This window comes from Sphingobium sp. LMC3-1-1.1, assembly GCF_040676285.1.
In the GTDB taxonomy this organism is placed as follows: Bacteria; Pseudomonadota; Alphaproteobacteria; order Sphingomonadales; family Sphingomonadaceae; genus Sphingobium.
On the sequence record NZ_JBEGHQ010000089.1, the window covers coordinates 61994 to 81963 of the forward strand.

Consider the following 19970-nt stretch of genomic DNA (forward strand, 5'->3'; position numbering starts at 1 on the left):
ACTCAAAGATGGGAAGCGGGGCCAATGTCTGAAAACAACCAGCCTGACATCACGACGCTCACTGTTCAGCTGGTGAGTGCCTTTGTCTCGAACAATAATGTCGCGAGCGAAGGTCTTGCCGACCTCATCCGGACCACCCGCCTTGCCTTGACTGATGATCCGGCCGCAAAGCCTGAAGAGGCGGCAGTGCCGACTTATACTCCAGCCGTATCGGTACGCAAAAGCCTGTCTTCGCCCGAACATATTCTCAGCATGATTGACGGCAAGCCATACAAGACGTTGAAGCGGCACCTGGCCAGCCATGGTCTGTCGCCCAATGAATATCGCGAACGCTATGGCTTGCCGAAATCCTATCCGCTGGTTGCGCCCAATTATTCGGAAGCACGGCGGGCGGTCGCCACGAAGCTTGGCCTTGGCCGCAAGCCCGTAACCGCGAAGAAGCCGGCGGAAGCGGCGCCTGCTCCAGCAGCCAGCGCAGCAGCAGCTCCGAAGAGTGCGCCCGCAAAGGCCAGCCCTGCCAAGCCGGCAGCGGCGAAGTCCCCGGCCAAGCCTTCGGCTTCCAAAACTGCGGAAGCAAAGACTGCCCCTGCCAAGTCGACAGACGCCAAGGTACTCGCAGTGAAGCCTGTGGAAGCAAAGCCGGTCGCAGCCAAGAAGCCTGCTGAAAAGCCCGCCGCTTCGCGCAAGCGTCTATCCATAGCAACGCCGGCCCCGAAGAAGAAGGCGGCTTCGGCCAGCGACAAACCGTCTGAAAAGCCCGGCGCAGGAACAGCATCGACGAAGGCGCCCGCCAAGGCTGCGGCCAAGAAGAAGCCCGCAGCCAAGGCACCTACAGCCGAAAAGGCCTGATTGGCACGCCGGCATGTCTTTGCCATGAGCAACGACATGCCGGCGCTTTACCTCCGCGAGCTTTGCGGAAGCTCGTTCGAAGATGGGCGGCTGAAAATGCCCGGCTCCGCGAAATATGAACTGCTGATCACGATATCACCCTGACTAATGTGACAGTTTTTGGGTAGAGTGGCGGAAGTGCTGTTCGCTTCAAGGGCATGTTCAGCAGATCACCCAAATCAATCCCGCCAGTTTAACTCATCATAATATCGCAATCCAATCACGCTGCTGCGAGATTTGGATCAGTGCAAGCCGTTACAAGACCCAAAATATCGCTTGGGAAATTTGAAACAGAGTGTCGAAAGAAGATTTGGAGCATTTTCCAATTGGGCGGTATCATCGGACGGCCAGGAAATCGCGGCAAGACAAACCACGCCGTGCATCAGATCGCGATCCGAAAATTGGCGCGCAAAAATTGCCCATGGCTGCGACGCGCCATGGCATCTGCCGATTGAATTTGCGTCCATCTTCAACTTGTAGAAGTTACCGGCGCCCGGTCGACTGCCTCAATCAAGCAAGACATTCATTGCAGCTATCAGAAGCGCAATGCTGGCAGTCATAAACTTTCACCGTCATTCAGCAAGGCATCGGGAAGCTTCCGCCCATCACTTCACATTCTGGGTGCTGCGTGATGAACTATCAGTGATCGATATTTTCCCCTGCGGATCGATAGGACGGCTTCTCAGGTCCGGCACCCCAGCGCCGTTTGAGCGAGAATGCCTAAAATTCGTGCAGCCTGGGGCGCTCACTGAGCGCGAAAAATCGCCTCCCCTATGCCCGATCATGCAGGCCGACCAAAAGCTCTCCAGAGGGCCCTGAAGGCAAATTATGGCCGTTTCCTGTTTTGTTCCACATTTGCCCCATTTGAGAGGATTTCCTCGGCTTGTACACGGCCATCGGGCAGCACGGCTCAAGGTGAAATGTCGCTGGCGGCGAGTGCTTCATTATGGCATGAGAATGATCGGTAGCAGATTGTTACGGCGGCTTGCTCCAGCCTTTCCTCCATCATAGCTGATACAACCAACAGGCATCTTTGGTTGTACACCATGCTGCGCTATGCTTAGGTAATGCGCGACTTTCCAGCCTCGTCGGACCATGCCCTTCTTCTCCTCGGTCGGCTTGATGGGCGCCTCTGCAATAGTCCTGCGGCCGACATCTGGCTCGCCAGGGCAAGGTTGAAGGGCGCCTCTGTCTTGTCGCGCTTTGCTGGTGTGCCTGTATCGGTCACGGATCTGCAGGACTGGATTTGCGGGCGCACGCCTCCCCCACGCCATAATGAAGGCCTCAACGATCCGCTCTCCGTCGCGGCCCTTTTTCATTTCGCACTCTCAGCGAGCGACAGCCATGATCCGGTCGCCCGAGCGACACTCAAAGTCTCCCGCACGCTGTTGGACGACCGAAAGGAGGCAGCGTTGTGGGCGCCTGAAGATCTTGTTCGCTTCGGTCCCGCATGGCGGACGGCTCAGATGCTGCTTGAGGCCCCCTATTCCGCACCGTCCTTCCTCGGGATCGCGCAGCGTCTGATCGACGCGAGGGGGAGCCTCGACACACCGGTTGGCGAAGGTCATCTGGTCACGACAGCCGATGGGCGCCAATGGCGCATAGATCCCCGGCGTTTCGATGTGGGCTGGATACTCGCCTGCCATCTTCCCGGCGCCATGTTCGCGGCAGGGCTGAGCTTACGTGCGTTACCGGCCTTCGTCGAACTGCCACGCTTTCTGCCAGATGATGCCAGTTTGCTGGCGGAGCAGATTGCGGCCATGGTTGCGCGCGAAGCGAAACGGGGACTGGCCGAACTGGGACGGCTGGAGGCAAAGCTCGCGCAACTCCCAACGGATGCGCGCGTGACACGGCGCAGCAAGGCTCCACTGTTGATGCGGCTTGAGCTTGCTTATCCGGGCCTCAGCAAGGTTGCGGTCGCCCACTTGCTGGGCATTTCCCATCAAGGCGCAACGAAATTGATCGCACAGGTGGAGAGGCTGACGGGGCGCCTTTGAACCTGGGCGAGCCAGTCCTTATCCAAATTTCTTCAACCAATAATATCATGGCCTGGTTATAAGGTTTCTAAGGAAGTTAAAGAGTTAATCGGTTCGGCTTGCGGTACGAATCGCAGGAAAAGCACGAGTCGGTTGTTCTGTCCTGTTCCCATAAGATCGATAGTTCGTTCCCGTAATGTCGATACTGTCGTTCCTGAAATGTCGGGTAAGCGTTCCCGAAGGGGCGAAGACCGTTCCTGTAATGTCGAAGCTCGCCTGGCGGTGGGGATTGGTGGGAGGAGATTGAATCATATTCGTGCGGGGTGTTGGAGAGGACGTTCAAATTCTTTGAGTAGGTGGAAGGAATGGAGCCGCCTGCAGCTTGGTTGTTGGGTGCCGTTCGAGTAACCCGACACTTCGGGAACGCACCTTGCGTTGAAAGAGGGATATGTCGAGGCATCCGCTGAAAATCGCTGCTTCCGCATGGAAATCGGTGATGTCGGCTGAACGGAAGGCGGAGAGCATCGGCGGACTTCGTCCGTTCCACCTGTGATGCTGATCTTCGGATGAGCGGTGCTGGAGCGGTCTGATCCATGATCAGGAAATCGCGATATCGGGGAAATCCAGAGCAGCGACCCGGTGCGGTCGGGTTCGGCGTGTCCTAGAGACGGTGCCGGTTCTTCTCGTGGAAGCGGCGGACGAAGCCGATAAATGCCTTTTGATAATTGACCGGCGTGCGTGCGGGATCGGCTTCGAGCCAGTCGCGAAATTCCCGATGGAGCGTCTGATAATCCCAGCCCGGATATTCCGCGCGAAGGGTCGCCATGGTTGCGTCCGTGATTTCGCCGGCGGTCGCCTTGGCGGACATTCCGGCCAAGGTCTTGCGGATCATGCTGCCGGCATCGATCAGCATGTCTTCGTCGGCGGACGCAGGCGTGGGGCTGGTGATACGGCCGGACTGGGGTGCCGCCCCTACTGTCGGGGTGGGTGCTACCGAGCGAGGCAGATCGTTGGAGCGACGACGGCGCATGCGAAGCGAGGGTTCGCGCTTGCCGTCGGGCTGTTCCAGTTCCACCGCATAGCCCGGCAGAGGATCGCGCTCTGCAATCTTGGCGATCTCGAATTTGAAGCGGCGATAGGGCCCTTCGGCGCCCGACTTTTCGAAAAGTGTCGGCAGGGAGATGGAGAAGCCCCCCTCCCCTGCCCCACCGGCATGTTTGCGTGCAACCTTGTAGAGCCAGCGTTCGCGCCCGCCGGTCAGGTCGAAATAGGCGCGGTCGATGCTGAGCACTCCACCCTGCATCAGCACGCCCTCATAGAACCAGTTGCTGAGTTCGATGGTCATGCCGCGGGATCGTTCGGTGCGTTCATCGACGAGCTGGGTCCAGCCGTCGAGCCAGCTGAAAGTGGCTTCCCGGCGGTTTTCGGCGCGAATGTTGGTCTTGATGGTGGTGGAGACGAGCCGGTCGAGCGACTGGCCGAGCAGTTCATAGGCGCGGCCGGTGGTAGGGCGGTGGATGGCGCGCAGCAGGTCATAGGGCATGAGATGCAGCTTGCGCGGAATGTCGTTGAGCCCGCGGCGCGCCATGTCGGCCAGCACCGAGGCGCAGTAGATCAATATGTCGGCGTCCCAGATGGTGGCCATGCCATAGTCGGGATTGGCGGAGACATGGACCCAGGCCTTGCCATCGGGGGAGGTGTAGTCGATCGGCTTGACCCGTTTTGTCTTGGCGAGACTGAAAAAGGGGCGCTCCATCATCTCGCGCTGATCGCGCAAGGGCATGTCCGCAATATAGGGGAGGAAGAGCTCGAACTGGTCGGTGATCTCTGTCCTGGCGGTGCGGGTCATGGGCGGATCCTGAAGATGAACGGCGGCGCATGGCGGGTGAGGCGGAGCCTCGGCAGGGCTGGACCGCGGCAATTCCATGAACGAGACGGCGACTGGGCGCGGGTTTTGAAATGATGGTGGGAGCGTGCGGTGGGCCGGATGGTGGAGTTGGGGTGTGGGTGGGTGTGGTTGTTTCCCCGGGGAAACGAGGAGCCGGAAGGGGAGGGGGAGAGAGAGACTGTTTCCCCGGGGAAACAGCTGGCAGGCGCGAGGAGGCTGGCGGCGCCTGCCTTCCTGCTTCCTGGATCAGATTGTGCCCCCCCAGCCTCCATCAGCGTTGAAGTCCCATGCCCTGGCGTTCGAGATGTTCGAGCGTGTCGCGCAGCGCGGTGGCGAGCGTTTCCATGTCGGCGCCCGACCCGGCGTGGAGGCGGATGGTGATGCCCTGCCGATTGACCGATTGCACGGTCAGCGCGGGGCGGCCGTAGCGGGTGGTCCAGGTGAAGGGTTCCTCCCTGGGCGCGGACTGCGCAATGCGCGGGGCGTCAAGCAGGCGCTTGAGCGCTTCCGCCGCGGGGATGGGGGCAGCGCCCGCCGCGCGCAGGGCACGCTGTTCGGAGGAGAGGCGGCCAGCCTCCGCCCGGATGGCCGGTGCCGCCTTCGGATTGTCCAGCGCCTGGGCCAGCGCATAGGCAGGCTTCAGCTGGACGTCGGCCGGAGAGGCGAAGGCGTGGATCACCGCGTCCTCGATTCCCGCGACCTTGATCATCTTGCTGAGCCACCCCTTGGAAAGCTTCAGCCGTTCGGCCATTCGGGTGAGGTGGCTGCCATAATGGGCCTTGAGCGCTTCCGCATAGTTGCGCGCGCGTTCGAGGTCCGACACGTCCTTGCGCGCGCGGTTTTCGAGGTCGGCGAGGCGGAAGGCGGCCTCATCGTCGAGCTGGGCGACCTGCGCCACGAACATCATGTCGGAATAGCTGTTGGCGCGCAGCCAACTGATCGACCAGTGGCGGCGGGTGCCCGCGATCACTTCATAATCATGGTCGGGATCGCCTTCGATCCGGCGGACCACCGCAGGCACCTTCTGCCCGCCTTCCGCGATGATCGAGTCGATCAGTTCACGGCAATTTTCCGCATCGAGATGCGCGTAGAGGCGGGCATTGCCGCTCCAGATCCGGACCTTTGCCGGGTCCAGCAGCAATTGCGTGACCTGCCGCACCTCTCCGGAAGCAAGGCGGGCGAGGGCGGATTCGCGGCCGAGCAGGGTGGTGCCCCGCGCGCGATCCTGGCGTGGCGCGACCGGCGAGGGGTCGGGAGGCGAGGGGGTCGGGCTCACTTCCTCCGGCTCGACCGATGGCGCCGCTGTCGCCTCCGGCTCGTCGGCGAGAAGGGCGGCCAGATAGTCGGATTGCTTACGCGCCATGACATTCCCCTTCGACCATATGGGAACATATCGTGAACATATGGATGAGGCCTTCACGCCGCATTGACGATGTCCTCTTCCCGCGCCGGGGCCACGCGGCCCCAGCCCTGGCGCACCAGCGCCTCGATCTGGCCCATGGCCTCGTCCAGATTGGCGCGGCACCGCTTGTGGGTGCGCGGCGTGCCGATCGGCTTCTCCAGCTCATAGACGGTCATCATGCGCAGCGCCGCATGGCTGATCTCCGCGCTGTCGAGAATGGGAATGGGCAGGAGGGCCGGGCCGAAGCTCTGTTCCATGATCGCGCGGACCATCGAATGGCTGGGATCATTGCTGTCGAATTTCGAGCAGAGCAGGCGGACGAACTGATAGTCGACCTCTATCCCGGCCTGCTGGAGCTGGCCGATCACCTGGTCCATCATCGAAAGGAACTGGACCGTGGAGCAGAAGTCGGGCGTGGTCGCGGCCAGCGGCACCAGCAGGGCATTGGCCGCCTGCATCACGGCGAGGCTGATCGTGCCGAGCGCTGGCGGCGGATCGAGCAGCACCACGTCATAATGGCGGGCGAGATCCATCAGGCCCTGTTTCAGCTTGCGGAACCGCGCCGCGAGGACGGAGCCGCCATCGCTGCCTGCGGCCGCCAGCTCATATTCGACGTCGAACAGTTCCAGATTGGACGGGATCAGGTCGACATTGGGCCAGGCCGTGTGCTTGACCGCATAGAGCAGGTCGACCTGCGTCGGGTCGATCGACAGATAGGGGTAGAGCGTCTCTTCCCGCTGGATGTTGAAATGCGGGTTGAAGCCGAACAAGGTGGTGGTAGTGGCCTGGCTGTCGCAGTCGACCACCAGCACGCGATAGCCCTGCACCGCGAAATAATGGGCGAGATGGGTGGTGACGGTCGACTTGCCGACGCCGCCCTTGAAATTCTGCACCGCGATGATGGCGGGAATGTCCAGCGGGGCGCGTTCGGGCGAGGCGCCCAGCACCTGCCGCATGTTCAGCAGCTCCTCCACCTTGTAGCCGGGGCGGCGTCCATTTTCGGTCGGCGGGGCAGGGGGGAGGCGTCCGTCCTCCTCCGCCATGCGAATACGATTCGTGGAGCAGCCGAGCAGTTGCGCCGCCTCCGCAATGCCGAAGCGGATGTTGAGTTCCTTCCGGCTATCCGGCAGAAACGCCTTGCGGCGCAGGCGTTCGACCATCTTTTCGCCGGCCTCCGCCAGATCCCCGATCTGGGTCACCACTGCGTTCATTCCTGCCCTCTTGCGCGAAGTTGAAGCTTGTTCAGGGTATATGTGGCATAAATAGTTCAAATTGGCAAATGAATGGGGATTGAGATGTGGTAGCGGGAAAGGGGCGGGTTGGAAGCTGTGTTAGGGTGGCGAGGTTGAGAGGTCAGGATGGGTGGAAGGCGGAATGTCAGCTTTCCGGCACAAAAGTTCAAAAACGGCCGTTTATTGCTCGGCCATAACCGCCCACGTAAGGCAGACAATCTTACCGATCAAAATCAAATCACTCGGCATGTTTTAAGACGAAATGCATGGGCAATGCCCGCATCGGACAAGGCTTGTCCAAGTTGGCCACTTAGAAAGACGGCTCGCATTAATGTCGGATCCATCCAAACATCCGGACCATCAAGTGAAAATTTTGAAACCGCAATGTCGCCATCTTGAACAACAAAGGGCATATTCCAGCGCGTTCCAGCGACACCAAACGGTCTTTTTGCAAGCGTTTCATCTGGCAAAAAGGCCGTCTTCACATTCCCAAATATCCAAGTGAAACAATCCCCCGGAATGCGCGTAAGATTGTCATTCTGATAAACACCCTCGCTTACCGAATACAGCGCGCCTCCCCCTAGATCGAACTGACGCAATATTTTGGCAGCCTTTTCAGAAACGATGTATTGGCCATTGGCGCAAAAGAGATCAGGAACAGAAGAAAGCGCAGGCGCATCTTCTTCCTGACTGCCCCATATCCGTTTTGGGCAAGCGCCTTCCTGCACAGGGGCGCCCTTTTTTAAAAGATTGATGCCTTCAAGAAAGATGTCCGAATGCCGAAGGTCATTTGTCACAAACAGGCTGACCTCTGAATCCGCCAGCATGTCACTAACCCAAACAATGTCGTTCATGGCCCCCTCTTTCAGACCTCGCGCCAATTTCGCGCACGCGCAATCATTCCGTCAATACGCGCGCGGTGCCATCTGCAAAACGCTAATTTTCCAGACTAAGCGGCTCGCAGTCCCCGAAAGCCGCTCTTCCCGCTTCCGCCTCTGTAACCCTGTCTCAAAATCTACGTCCGGAAATGGGTGGCTGATCCCCCGCCTAAACGGCGAGAAATGGTCGCTAGCCGCCCTGCTCCGGTAAATTTAACATAACGCAATGCCGTGGTGTTTGGATCAATCAGCGCTCGCCCGGTCAATAGACCAATCATTCTGGTGGATTGATATCCGTCCGAAGGCGACCGTGCGGGCGCGTGCGGAGTATGATGTGGGCGAGGGCGGCGGCAACCATGTCCGGCGCCGGACCACCGATACCGCCGATCAAACCGAAGGTGCGAAATCTGGCGACGCGGCGGCCAACAGCGGCAGATAAGGCTGTATGATGGAGGAACTGATGCCAGCAGTCATCGCGGTCTGACGCTTGTTTCCTTGATACGGCCGTCCAGCATGGAGATCTGCACGTCGGCTGCCGCCGCGACATCGGGATCATGGGTGACGCACACCACCGCGCGACCCTGATCATGAGCAAGATTGCGAAACATCTCGACCACGCGGGCGCTGTTTTGGCTGTCGAGATTGCCTGTGGGTTCGTCGCCCAGCACCAGTGCGGGATCATTGGCGATGGCGCGGGCGATGGCGACGCGCTGGCGCTCGCCGCCGGAGAGGCGATCAGGCGTCTTCGCGCTTTTCTCTCCAAGACCCATGCCTTCAAGCAACGCCTGCGCCTTTGCCTGTATTTCCGCCAGCGGGAGCTTGCCGAGTCTGCGCATGGGCAGCATGACATTTTCCAGCGCCGTGAACTCCGGCAGAAGGAAGTGGAACTGGAAGACAAAGCCGAAGCTCGCCAACCGGATCCGGGCGCGCGCGTCGCCGCGCAGCGAGTTCATGTCCTGCCCATTGAACAGCACCCGTCCGGATGTCGGCCGATCGAGCAGGCCGAGCAGATAGAGCAGCGAGGATTTGCCGCAGCCCGACGGCCCGACGATGGCGACGAAGGTGGCTGGCTGGATCGACAGGGACACGTCGGAGACCAGCGTCACCGGCGGCGTGCCGGGCAGGCTGCGGGACAGGTCCTGAACCTCTATGATCGCGCTCATACCGCGCCCCGCAATATGTCGACCGGATCGACGCGCGCCGCCTTTCGCGCGGGGAGCCATGCGGCAACCACCCCCGAGATCAGGGACGCTGCCGCTGCGATCGCATATTGACGCGCGGAGCGGTCCAGCGGCAGGCGTTGGTCTTCGCCCGCGATGGGGAATTTGAGCGAGCCGAGGATTGCCATCAGCCCGTAGCCCAGCAGCCATCCGGCGACGATGCCGATCAATGCCAGGGCGAGACCTTCGAATACGAAGATCAGTTGTAGATCGCGCTCTGAAAAGCCCATCGAGCGCATGATAGCGATGTCGCGCCTTTTGTCGGACACGCTGTTGGATACGACCGTGTAGATGCCGAAGCTGGCGACCAGCAGGATAGCCGACACGACGCTGTACATGATGACGTTGCGGGTCACGAGCAGGGAGAGGAAGTCGGCGGAACGCTCCTGCCAGCTTTCCGCCTTATAGGCATAGCGCGCCTCCAGGCGGCGGCTGATCGGCTCGGCCTCATAGGGATCGGCAAGGCGGACGCCGATGCGGTTGATGATGAAGGGACGGCCGAGCAGTGATTGTGCTTCCCGCAGCAGGACATAGCCCAGGCCGGACGAAATCTGCGTCTGGCCGCGCTTGAACAGGCCGACGATGCGGAGCGACCGGCTCTTTCCCGAAGCGGAGGTCGCGCCAACCACATCGCCCACGCCAAGGCCAAGCCGTCGGGCCATTTCCTCGCCTATGATAATGCCGCCCTGCGTGCTTTCGAGGTCGCGCAGGCGTCCGATGCGCAACTGGTCCTGGATCGTGCTGACCTTTTCCTCGATCGCCGGATCGACGCCCACGACGGTCAATGCTTCCTCGCGTCCGCCGCTGCGCAGGGTGATCGCGCCGCTGAGGCTGGGCGAACCGATGGCGCCGGGCACCGCGTCGACGGCACGCAATATCTCCGGCCAGCCTTTAAGCCCACGCACTTCGTTGCGGACCTTGTAGTGGCGAAGGTCCACAGCCGCGCCCTTGTAGTGGCTGATGCCGGGTTGAGGCGGCGGGCTGCGCAGCTCGTCGGAAATGATGATGTGCGGGGCGGCGTCGATCAGTGTCTTGATGAAGTCATTCTGGCTGCCGATCATCATGGCCGACACGGCGAGGAAGAATCCGACGCCGACGGCCACCCCGCTTACCGCGACGACGGTCTGGCGGCGACGGCCGACAAGATGACGGGCGGCGACGCTGGCCAGCAGCCGCAACTGGCCGGTCATCGTCGCACCCGAACGCGCATATCGTCCTTGAGCTTCCCTTCCGGCGTCTTCACCACCATGTCGCCACGCGACAGGCCGGAGAGGATCTGCACGTCGTTGGTCCCGGCAATGCCGGTGCGGACAGGTTTCGCATGAACGCGATTGTCGCGAACGATCCACACTTTGCCGTCTTCAATCGCGGTTGCGGGCACCAGCAGCGCTTGTTGCGCCCTGCGCGTGACGATGTTCACCTCCAACGTCAGGCCCAGCGGCAGCGCCACCGCGCCGTCGGTCACGATGCGGGCGCGAAAGGCGCGTTGTTCGGGATCGCCGCCCGGCGTCACCTCGCGCACATGACCATGCAGCACCCGGCCGGGCCAGGCGTCGCTCGACATCAATGCTTCCTGACCGGCACGAACGCGGGAAACGTCGCGTTCATCTACGGTGGCCGTGATCCATATGCGGGAAGGATCGCCCAGCGTCATGAGGATGCGGCCGGGGCTGGCGAGATCGCCGGGCTCCACATCCCGGCGCAGCACGACGCCGTCGATGCCCGACCGCACGATCATCTGGTCGAGCCGCGCGCGGGCGCTGTCTTCCGCCGCTCTCCCGCTTTGGGCGGCGGCTACGGCCGAGTCCCGTGCAGCGCGGGTGACCCAGCCCTTGGCGAAAAGCGTGAGCACGCGCCGCTCATCCTGCTGCGCAAGGCGGCGTTGCGCAGCCGCCTGTTGCAGCGCGTGGCGCTGCTCCTCGTCATCGAGAAGGATCAGCGGCTGACCGCGCACGACAGTTTGCGCTTCCTCAGCCAATACCTGGCGAACCGGAGCGGTGAGACGGGCCGAGACCGAAACGGGCTGCTGCGCCTCCACGAAGCCGGTGGCATAGACCAGTTCGACGGCCTGGCCGATACGGACGGGCGCGAGTTCGACCTTGTGCGCTTGGCTCGCGAGCAACCACCATGCCGCAGCCACCGCGACCAGCGCGAGCGGCAACAGCCAGAGCGCGATGCGTTTCATAAGAGGGTATATAGCATCACGCCAAGACCATTGCCTGCCCGTATCGATTTTTGTCCTGCTATTTCGATCCGACCGGAATCTGACGCGGCTTGCTTGCTTCCGTGGCGAGACGGGGGACGATGACTTTCAGCAGGCCCTTTTCCAAATGGGCGCTGGCCTTGTCCGCATCGGCTTCGAACGGAAGTGCAACGCGGCGCAGATAGCTGCCCCGACTGCGCTCGATCAGATGATAATTCTTCTTTTCATCCTTTTCCTCGCGGTCTTCCTTATGCTCGGCCTTTATGGTCAGGATATCGTCCTGCACGTCGAGAGACACGTCCTTTTCGTCAAAGCCTGGCAGTTCGGCGGTCAGTTCCAAGCCCTTGTCCGTTTCCGCAATGTCGACGCGGGGGAGGTTGAAGCCCCTGTTCCCGCCATCGCCGTTGGTGAGCCAGCCACGGCCGAGATCGTCGCTCAGGCGATCCATTTCCTTGCGCATCTCGGCAAAGGGATCAAAGCCGGTGCGGAAGAGATTGCTGCGCCCAAAGGGGATGAGTGAACGAAAATCAGTCATTTGTCCTTCTCCTGCTTTTGTGAAACTGGCGGTTCGCCGGGATGGTGCATCATCTGATGCTGTTGCCGGCGTTCGGCTGGATCATGCATCGCGCGGCAATGCTCCATCGCTCCGGGCATGGGACGCCCCTGCTGCATCGGCATGGCGCCCGATTGCATCATGTGCCCGCCTGCCCGGTCATGCATTGGGCAGTCCATCTTAGGCGCGGCCGGGGGTGACGGCGCGCGGGGCGGAGCGGTCTGCGCCGACGCTCCGACTATGAGCGAAAGGTTGAGCAGCGCGGCACTGGCGACATGGCGGCGCATGGGTCATTCTCCATTATAGAGTCCATGCTGAATTGTCGTCCGGAGCAGGATGCCGCGCCATAAGTAGAGTCACGCAGTCGGCATCGGCGGGACAAGGACGGCCGCGCCCTTGACCCTGCCTTCGCGCAGGCTTTGCAATGCCTGATTGGCTTGATCGAGGGGAAAGCTTTGGGTGACGATGTGCAGTTCCATGCCGCCGATCAGTTCGAAAAAGGAGGTGCCGTCTTCCCGCGTCAGGTTGGCCACCGACAGGATCTGTCTTTCCTCCCACAGGTCGGCATAAGGGAAGGAGGGGATGTCGCTCATGTGGATGCCTGCGCATATTACGCGGCCACCTTTCTTGACCGATCGCAGGGCACGGGGAACGAGTTCGCCGGCCGGGGCGAAGATCAGCGCGGCGTCGAGAAGCGCAGGCGGTTTTTCGGAGGAGCCGCCCGCCCAGGCACAGCCAAGCGAACGGGCAAAGTCCTGCCCCGCTGTGTCGCCGTCTCGGGTGAACGCGTAGACGGTACGCTGCTGATGCCGGGCGACCTGCGCCAATATGTGCGCGGCGGCGCCGAAGCCGTAGAGGCCGATGACGTTTGCCGGGCCGGCCAACCGCAATGCTCTCCACCCGATCAGGCCAGCACAGAGGAGGGGGGCGGCCTCCACGTCGGAAAAGCAATCGGGCAGGTCGAAGCAATATCGCGCGTCGGCGATCGCATGGCTCGCATAGCCCCCGTCGCGGGTGGCTCCGGTGAAGAGCGGAGCGTCGCAGAGATTTTCTCGCCCTGCCCGGCAATAGGGGCAGATGTCGCATGTGTGCCCGAGCCAGGGGACGCCCACGCGCTGGCCTATGGTGAAGCCCTCAACGTCGGTTCCCCGTGCCGCGACGCGGCCGACAATCTCATGGCCTGGTATGATGGGATAGTGGGCGGAGATTTCGCCGTCGAGGACATGCAGATCGGTCCGGCAGACACCACAGGCAGCGACTTCGATCAGAAGTTCGCCGGGTCCGGGATCGGGGATGGGGCGTTCGATCCGCCGGAGGGCAGCGCCCGGCGCGGGGATCTGCATCGCCACCATCTGCTTCATTGCACGTTGTCCGCCGAACGCAGGGAAAAACCGAACAGCATAAGCATCACGCCTTGCGATATGAGGTCTATGGCGAGCACCATGCCCAGCAGCCAGAGGCAGCTCCACGGCCACGAAACCGCCACCAGCACGGCTCTGGTGGCATAATACACGATCACGCCCTGATTCGCCGCAGAGACCTTATCGCATCGCCACCCGCTTGAGCGCTTCGGCACAGAGGAGGTAGGCGGCGACCAGTGCTGCCGTCACCATGAGGATGCCCGGCGGAGGCGCGGAGAAACCCAACGTAGGCGCGAACGGGAGGAAAGGCAGGGCGATCGCCGTGCCGAGGCAGAGGCTGGCGCTCATTACGAGCAGGCGGTGCGGCCGTTGCCGCCACAAGGGCGATGAGTGCCGCAAAGGTCGCGATGTCGAACAGTGACGACAAGGGCCCCATGATGAGGGTGAAGTGAACGAGGCCGCGCATGTCCCATCCACGCGACGTGGCAAGATCGCCGCCTTCTGCCCGGTCAAACGCTATGCCTGTCTGCGACAAATCATAGAGCATGTTGTTGAGCAGGATCTGGACCGGCGTCAGCGGCAGGAAGGGCAGGAACAGCGACGCGAGCGCCATCGTCAACATGCGGCATTGTCATCGTGCAGCTTGATGAGGCTTGCCTTGAGCGTAGCGTCGAGCGGCATGATCGTTCCGTCTGGCACTTGCGCCTGATCGCACAGGTCCAGGATCGTTTCTGGCGCCCCTTTGACGATCTCGATCCTGTCTCCTTCCTGCTCAGCCAACACCGATACGCGCCGTCTTTCGAAATCAAAGGGCCGTTCGTCGCCGCACATGCTGTCAGCTGGCATGAGCCGCCAGGCTTTTCCTGGCGATCCGGACGGTGGGATCGTCGGGATCCGCGATGGTGACGAAGCCAAGTTCCCGTTCCATGCGCAGGGCCGCCTCGTGATCTGCGGACTCGATAGACTCGATCGTCTCGATTCCCTCCGCCTTCGCATAGCGCAGGACATGTTCGAACAAGGTCCAGCTGAGGCCCTTGCCCTTCATGTCGGTGCGCGTGCTGAGTGCGATCTCCGCGCGGGTGCGATCAGGATCGGTCGCGAGCATGGCGATGGCGAGGAGGTCGCCCTCCTCTCCGAAGGCGACGAAGCTGATGGTGCGGACATAATCCACGCGGGTCATCATCGCGATCTGCTCGCGGCTGACCTTGGCTACGCCCGACATGAAGCGGAAGCGCAGGTCTTCGGGCGAGACATGGTCGAAAAGGGCCGCCACGGCGGGCCCGTCGTCAGGGCGCACCGGCCGCACATGGAAGCGAAGGCCCTGCTCCGTGACGAGGTCGGACGTCCATCCTTCCGGCGGCGCGCGCAGGACAAGGCGGGATGCCGTTGCCGCCCCGGCGGTGATACGCGCCCGTGCATCAAGGGCGATGACGCCGGCCGCGCTCACGATCAGGGGGTTGATGTCCAGTTCCATCAGGTCGGGAAGGTCGACCGCCATGGCCGACACGGCGTCCAGCACATCGGCGACGCTTTCCACATCGGCTGCCGGGACGTTGCGATATCCGGCGAGCATCCGGGAGACATGCGTCCGCGCAATGAGGGCGTCAGCCTGCGCATGGTCGATCGGGAGGAGGTCGATGGCCTTGTCGTCGAGAAGTTCAGTCGCGACCCCGCCCGCGCCAGCCATGATGATGGGGCCGAAAGCCGGATCGGTGCTGAGGCCCACGATCATCTCCCTCCCGTCTTCCACATTTATCATGTCCTCGACGGCGAACCCCTGGATGCGGGCCTCGGGCAAGTCGTGGCGGATGCGCCGTTCCATCTCTCGCGCGGCGGCCACGGCAGCCCCGGCGTCTGGCAGGTCGAGCGCGACCCCGCCCACATCCGATTTGTGCGGCAGGTCGCGCGAGACGATCTTCACCGCATAGGGCGCGCTCAGCCAGCAGCAGGCCTCTTCCACGGCGTCCGCCGAAGCGGCAAAGCGCGTGGGGGCGACAGGGATGCCATAGGCTTCCAGCAGCTTCTTCACCTTGATTTCGGAGAGCGTCGTGCATCCGTCCGCCTGCGCACCGGAGATGATGGCGCGGGCGGCGGCACGGTCGGCCTGCACATCGCGCGACCGGGCGGGCGCTTCCGTCAGGCTCTCGCGCAGGCGGCGAGCCTGGGCCAGATAGCCAAAGGCGCGGACGGCGTCATCGGGTGTCGAAAAGACCGGGATGCCCGCCGCCGCGAAGACGGGCCTTACCCTGTCGCTGTTGGCGTCACCGAGCCAGCAAGCCAGGACAGGCTTGCGGATGCGATCCTGCGCCGCCGCCGCGACTTCGCGGCAGATAGCCAGCGCCGTTTCCCTCGCTTCGCTGCGTGCGGTCGGGCAGTTCATGAGCAGCACCGCGTCGCTCCCGCTGTCGCGCAGGATGGCTCGTACAGCAGCGGCATAGCGGCCTGGGTCCGCGTCGCCCAATATATCGACGGGATTGGCGCGCGGCGAACCTGCGGGCGTGACCTCCGCAAGGGAGGCGATCGTTTCCGGCGCCAATGACGCGAGCTGCCCATCCGCCTGCGCCAAGGCATCAACCGCCAATATGCCGGCGCCGCCGCCATTGGTCAGGATCGCCAGGCGATTGCCGGGAATTGGCTCACAGGCGCAGAGGATCTCGGCGGCGTCGAACAGTTCCGTCAGGCTGTCCACCAGCAGGATCCCGGCGCGTTCGAAGGCGGCTTTATACACATCATAGGAGCCGATCATGGCCCCTGTGTGCGAAAGGGTCGCTTGCGCGGCGAGCTGGCTTTTGCCGGCCTTGATCGCAATGATCGGCTTATGGAGCGCAGCCGCGCGAGCAGCTGCCATGAACTCGGCCGCCTCGGTGACGCCCTCCACATAGAGCAGAATGGCGTGGGTGTGCGCATCGGCCGCGAGCAGGTCGATCAGGTCGCCAAGATTTGCATCGGTCATGTCGCCTGCGGAAATGATGCCGGAAAAGCCCACCCGGCGGGTTTGCGCCCAATCAAGTACTGCGGTGATGAGCGCGCCGCTCTGCGAGATGAGGCCAAGATTGCCCGGCAGCGCCGGGGTGCAGGCGAAGGTAGCGTTGATCCGCGCATGGGGCGCCATGATGCCCAGGCAATTGGGTCCGACGATCCGCATGTCGTGCCGCTGGGCCGCGGCCCTGATCGCGTGGTGAAATGCGCTGGCATCGTGAAGACCCGCCGAGAGGATGACGGCGCAGCGGGAGCCGAGGGTTCCAAGCTCGTCGATGATGCCCGCCACGGTCGGTTCGGGCGTCATGATGACGGCAAGTTCGGGTGCGGCGGGCAGGTCGGCGAGGCTGGCGACCCATGTCGCGCCTTGTCGCGTCACCGGGTGAGGATTGACCACATGGATGCTACCTTCGAACCCGCCCGCGAGCAGATTGTCGAGGACGAGCGTGCCGATGGCGCCTTCCTCCTGCGATCCTCCGATCAGGGCGATGGTCCTGGCGTGAAGAAGCGGCGACAGATTGCGGATGGTCATGGCTGATTTCGTCCTTGGCTGGGATCGCGCGGGTACGCAGCGATCCTAGGAAGGGCGATGTCCATGGAGATATCCGTAAATGCCACAGGGCGTCCGGCACGGTTAATGAAAAGCTACTTACGGGAAGTTGCGAATAGGGCGGCGATGCGCAGTTCGTAAAATGGCCTCATCAGCGAGGAGGCGAACATGCAGCGTTCAGGCGACATGGAAGGCGGTGCTCCACGGCACGATCCTGTCCGGGAAACGGTTCACGATCTGCGCAACCTGTTCGCTGTCATTGCTTCAATCAGGCATCTGCTGGACAAGCATCAAGACGGCCCCGAGCGGCAAACCATGCTGCGCGGGCTGGAGGAGGCGGCTGTGCGGGGCAACGAGCTCACGTCCCGGCTGCTTGCCAGGCAGAAGGCGGGACAGTGCTGCCCGGTGGATGTGGGCGCGCAGGTCGCACACGCCGCGCCCTTGCTCCACGCCATGGTGAACCACCCGGCGTCATTGGAGATCGACACGCAGATGGCCTTGCCCGATGCTCGGGTAAGCGCCGACCCGGCCGAACTGGAAGCGGTGATGCTGGAACTGGTCGCCAATGCGGTCAGGGCGGGTGCGCGGCATATCTGGCTCCGTTGCCGCAGGATCAACGACTGGATCTGGCTGGTGATTGCGGACGATGGTCCGGGCTTGCAGGCGAACGGCGCTGCGCGACCGCGACTAACCACAGTGGACGGATGCCGTGGGAACGGCTTGCAGCGGGTCCGTAGAGCAATCCGGGACATGAGAGGCAAATTATTCATTCGCGGCGGTGCCCGAGCAGGCTCGGGCACAGTGGTCGTCATGCTTTTGCCGGTGGCGCCTTCCGTCGCCAGCAAATCACGCGCCCGGCATTGGAGCGCACCCATCAACAAGGAGAGTTGCGATGAAGACCGATGGACAGTTGCAGCATGACGTGATGGACGAACTTGAGTGGGATCCCAGCGTCGATCATGCGGATATCGGCGTGGCGGTGAATGACGGGGTGGTGACCCTGTCCGGCTATGTTTCCAACTATCTGGAGAAGATGGCAGCGGAAAAGGCGACTCGACGTGTCAGCGGGGTCAAGGCGATCGCCGAGGAGATCCAGGTGCGCTTCAAGTCCGAACCCAAGACGGCGGACCATGAAATTGCCAAGCGCATCCTCGACATGTTTTCGTGGAACGTCTCCATCCCGCACGAGAAGATCAATGTGAAGGTGGAGAAGGGCTGGGTCACGCTGTCGGGCGTTGTCGATGCCTATTATCAGAGCGATGAGGCGAGACGGGCAGCCGCCGGGGTTTCCGGCGTGACCGGCGTCAGCAACCTTGTCGAGGTGAAGAAGCTGCCCGTCAGCGCTGACATTCGGGAACGGATCGCCGCCGCCTTCAAGCGTCAGGCGGATCTCGACGCTGCCGGCGTTACGATCGCGACGGTTGGGAACACGGTACGCCTCGGCGGACGGGTGAAGGCCTGGCACGAACGCGGCGTCGCGGAGCGGGCGGCCTGGGCAGCGCCCGGCGTGACCAAGGTCGAGGACAATATCGTCGTATCAACATTCTGACCCGGTCCCCCGGCGGGCGCCATTGCCTGCCGGGGTGCTCCATTGCGGGTCGGTCCCTGACGCTATTTCATTGGAGGAGCATATGTCCGTCATAGATCGCGTGCGCCAATCCGCAGACGCCATGTTTCAGGCAGCCATGACCATCGGACTGATGATCGCCATCGCGGCGATGATCCTGGCCCGAATGCCGGGATGACATCCGTTGGATAGCGAACATCTTATCATGAGGAAATCGACATGAAGAACGTGCTCTTGCTCGTCCATGATGATGCCGGTCAGGAGGCGCGCCTTCAGGCGGCGCTGGACCTGACCAGATGCCTTTCCGGCCATCTGACCTGCCTCGACGTCGTGCAGGTCCCGGTGCTGGCGGGCAGCGAATATTATCCGGACGCCGAACTGATGCTGCTTCAGGATGCGCGACAACGGGAAGAGGTCAATGCCGGACGTATCCGGGCGCGGCTACAGGCGGAAGACGTGGCCTGGAACTGGGTTGATCAAACGGGCTTCATCACGCCGCCGATACAGGACAGCGCGATGCTGGCGGACATCATCGTCCTCAATACGTCGCTCGCGGATCGCATGATGCCCGACATGATCCCAATCGTGTCAGATGCGGTGCTGAAATCAGGAAAGCCCGTATTGGCGGTTCCTGACGATAGCCGGGGCATCGACTTTGGCGGCCATGTGCTGGCCGCGTGGGATGGATCGTGCCCGGCTGCCGAAGCGTTGCGGGCGGCGGTGCCACTGCTGGCGAGCGCCGAGGGCGTGACGATCATCGAGATGGGCGAAGTCAGTGGCGAGCTTGCGGAAGATGCGGCGGCCTATCTTTCCCGACATGGCGTCAGGCCGCGGGTTGAGCACGTGGACGAGCCGGAAGGCGGCGTCGCGGCGGGACTGCTGGCCGAGATGAACAGGCGGCGGCCGGCTTTCTGCATCATGGGAGCATATGGACATTCGCGGTTGCGCGAGAGTCTGTTCGGCGGAATCACCCGGACAATGCTGGGGGAAGCGAATGTTCCGTTATTCCTGGCTCACTGAAATCCCATAATGAAAGCATCAATTGAAATGGCTTTGGGTGGAAGGCGGGGAGGCTGTCCAACCTAAAGGCGTAGATCATGGAGTCGTTTAGGTAGTGTAATGACCATCCGGGATTACACGGACATGGCCGAAATATCATCTGTGCCATATCAAAGACTTACGAGGGAATGGATAAGTCGTGTGTTGGAATACGGCCAATGATGTTAGGGTGCGCAGGGCCTTGCCAGGCTGACGTCAAAATCCCGCATAGGGT

The 19970-nt window shown here is 62.2% G+C and carries 19 protein-coding genes; 5 read left to right on the top strand and 14 right to left on the bottom strand.

Going from position 1 to position 19970, the window contains the following annotated elements:
* The first annotated feature begins 24 nt into the window (after positions 1 to 24).
* Positions 25 to 849 (top strand): MucR family transcriptional regulator, encoded by an 825-nt coding sequence (locus tag MRBLMC3_RS22450; RefSeq protein ID WP_363832520.1) that lies wholly within the window; start codon positions 25 to 27, stop codon positions 847 to 849.
* A gap of 1505 nt (positions 850 to 2354) precedes the next feature.
* On the top strand, positions 2355 to 2885 hold the full coding sequence (locus MRBLMC3_RS22455; protein ID WP_363832523.1) for a hypothetical protein: 531 nt from the start codon (positions 2355 to 2357) through the stop codon (positions 2883 to 2885).
* A gap of 640 nt (positions 2886 to 3525) precedes the next feature.
* On the opposite strand, the gene MRBLMC3_RS22460 is transcribed toward MRBLMC3_RS22455, so the two are convergent.
* From MRBLMC3_RS22460 to MRBLMC3_RS22525, 14 genes are all read right to left on the bottom strand, one after another.
* On the bottom strand, positions 3526 to 4713 hold the full coding sequence (locus MRBLMC3_RS22460) for a replication initiator protein A (protein ID WP_363832526.1): 1188 nt from the start codon (positions 4711 to 4713) through the stop codon (positions 3526 to 3528).
* Positions 4714 to 5023: 310 nt separating this feature from the next.
* On the bottom strand, positions 5024 to 6115 hold the full coding sequence (locus tag MRBLMC3_RS22465; protein ID WP_363832529.1) for a ParB/RepB/Spo0J family partition protein: 1092 nt from the start codon (positions 6113 to 6115) through the stop codon (positions 5024 to 5026).
* A gap of 53 nt (positions 6116 to 6168) precedes the next feature.
* Positions 6169 to 7365: an AAA family ATPase gene (locus tag MRBLMC3_RS22470; protein WP_013054122.1), complete on the bottom strand. Its 1197-nt coding sequence runs from the start codon at positions 7363 to 7365 to the stop codon at positions 6169 to 6171.
* A 254-nt stretch (positions 7366 to 7619) separates the two neighbouring features.
* Entirely contained in the window at positions 7620 to 8240 is a 621-nt protein-coding gene (locus MRBLMC3_RS22475) for a hypothetical protein (RefSeq protein ID WP_363832532.1), read from the bottom strand.
* 494 nt (positions 8241 to 8734) lie between these two features.
* Positions 8735 to 9427, bottom strand: a complete 693-nt coding sequence (locus tag MRBLMC3_RS22480) for an ABC transporter ATP-binding protein (RefSeq protein WP_363832535.1) — start codon at positions 9425 to 9427, stop codon at positions 8735 to 8737.
* Positions 9424 to 10674: an ABC transporter permease gene (locus MRBLMC3_RS22485; protein ID WP_363832537.1), complete on the bottom strand. Its 1251-nt coding sequence runs from the start codon at positions 10672 to 10674 to the stop codon at positions 9424 to 9426. Before MRBLMC3_RS22485 ends, MRBLMC3_RS22480 begins: the two co-directional genes overlap by 4 nt.
* On the bottom strand, positions 10671 to 11669 hold the full coding sequence (locus tag MRBLMC3_RS22490; RefSeq protein WP_363832540.1) for an efflux RND transporter periplasmic adaptor subunit: 999 nt from the start codon (positions 11667 to 11669) through the stop codon (positions 10671 to 10673). Before MRBLMC3_RS22490 ends, MRBLMC3_RS22485 begins: the two co-directional genes overlap by 4 nt.
* 58 nt (positions 11670 to 11727) lie before the next feature.
* Positions 11728 to 12222 carry an Hsp20/alpha crystallin family protein gene (locus MRBLMC3_RS22495; protein ID WP_363736781.1) on the bottom strand — a complete coding sequence of 165 codons (495 nt, stop codon included), beginning with the start codon at positions 12220 to 12222 and terminating at the stop codon, positions 11728 to 11730.
* Positions 12219 to 12527: a hypothetical protein gene (locus MRBLMC3_RS22500; RefSeq protein WP_363832543.1), complete on the bottom strand. Its 309-nt coding sequence runs from the start codon at positions 12525 to 12527 to the stop codon at positions 12219 to 12221. Before MRBLMC3_RS22500 ends, MRBLMC3_RS22495 begins: the two co-directional genes overlap by 4 nt.
* Positions 12528 to 12596: 69 nt before the next feature.
* Positions 12597 to 13601, bottom strand: a complete 1005-nt coding sequence (locus tag MRBLMC3_RS22505) for a zinc-dependent alcohol dehydrogenase family protein (RefSeq protein ID WP_363832545.1) — start codon at positions 13599 to 13601, stop codon at positions 12597 to 12599.
* On the bottom strand, positions 13598 to 13759 hold the full coding sequence (locus MRBLMC3_RS22510; protein ID WP_363832548.1) for a hypothetical protein: 162 nt from the start codon (positions 13757 to 13759) through the stop codon (positions 13598 to 13600). The genes MRBLMC3_RS22505 and MRBLMC3_RS22510 overlap by 4 nt, the downstream gene beginning before the upstream one ends.
* Positions 13756 to 14223, bottom strand: coding sequence for a hypothetical protein (locus MRBLMC3_RS22515; protein ID WP_363832550.1), 468 nt, complete (start codon positions 14221 to 14223; stop codon positions 13756 to 13758). The genes MRBLMC3_RS22510 and MRBLMC3_RS22515 overlap by 4 nt, the downstream gene beginning before the upstream one ends.
* A complete protein-coding gene (locus tag MRBLMC3_RS22520; RefSeq protein ID WP_363832553.1) occupies positions 14217 to 14447 on the bottom strand; it encodes a hypothetical protein in 231 nt (76 codons plus the stop codon). The genes MRBLMC3_RS22515 and MRBLMC3_RS22520 overlap by 7 nt, the downstream gene beginning before the upstream one ends.
* Positions 14437 to 17112, bottom strand: a complete 2676-nt coding sequence (locus MRBLMC3_RS22525; protein ID WP_363832554.1) for a bifunctional acetate--CoA ligase family protein/GNAT family N-acetyltransferase — start codon at positions 17110 to 17112, stop codon at positions 14437 to 14439. The genes MRBLMC3_RS22520 and MRBLMC3_RS22525 overlap by 11 nt, the downstream gene beginning before the upstream one ends.
* A 186-nt stretch (positions 17113 to 17298) precedes the next feature.
* On the opposite strand from MRBLMC3_RS22525, the gene MRBLMC3_RS22530 reads away from it, so the two are divergent.
* The 3 genes from MRBLMC3_RS22530 to MRBLMC3_RS22540 all read left to right on the top strand — a co-directional run bounded on the left by MRBLMC3_RS22530 (position 17299) and on the right by MRBLMC3_RS22540 (position 19717).
* Complete coding sequence (locus tag MRBLMC3_RS22530; RefSeq protein ID WP_363832557.1) at positions 17299 to 18051, top strand: HAMP domain-containing sensor histidine kinase; 753 nt, start codon at positions 17299 to 17301, stop codon at positions 18049 to 18051.
* Entirely contained in the window at positions 18023 to 18679 is a 657-nt protein-coding gene (locus MRBLMC3_RS22535; RefSeq protein WP_363736775.1) for a BON domain-containing protein, read from the top strand. The genes MRBLMC3_RS22530 and MRBLMC3_RS22535 overlap by 29 nt, the downstream gene beginning before the upstream one ends.
* Before the next feature lie 237 nt (positions 18680 to 18916).
* On the top strand, positions 18917 to 19717 hold the full coding sequence (locus tag MRBLMC3_RS22540) for a universal stress protein (RefSeq protein WP_363832560.1): 801 nt from the start codon (positions 18917 to 18919) through the stop codon (positions 19715 to 19717).
* Positions 19718 to 19970 lie beyond the last annotated feature (253 nt).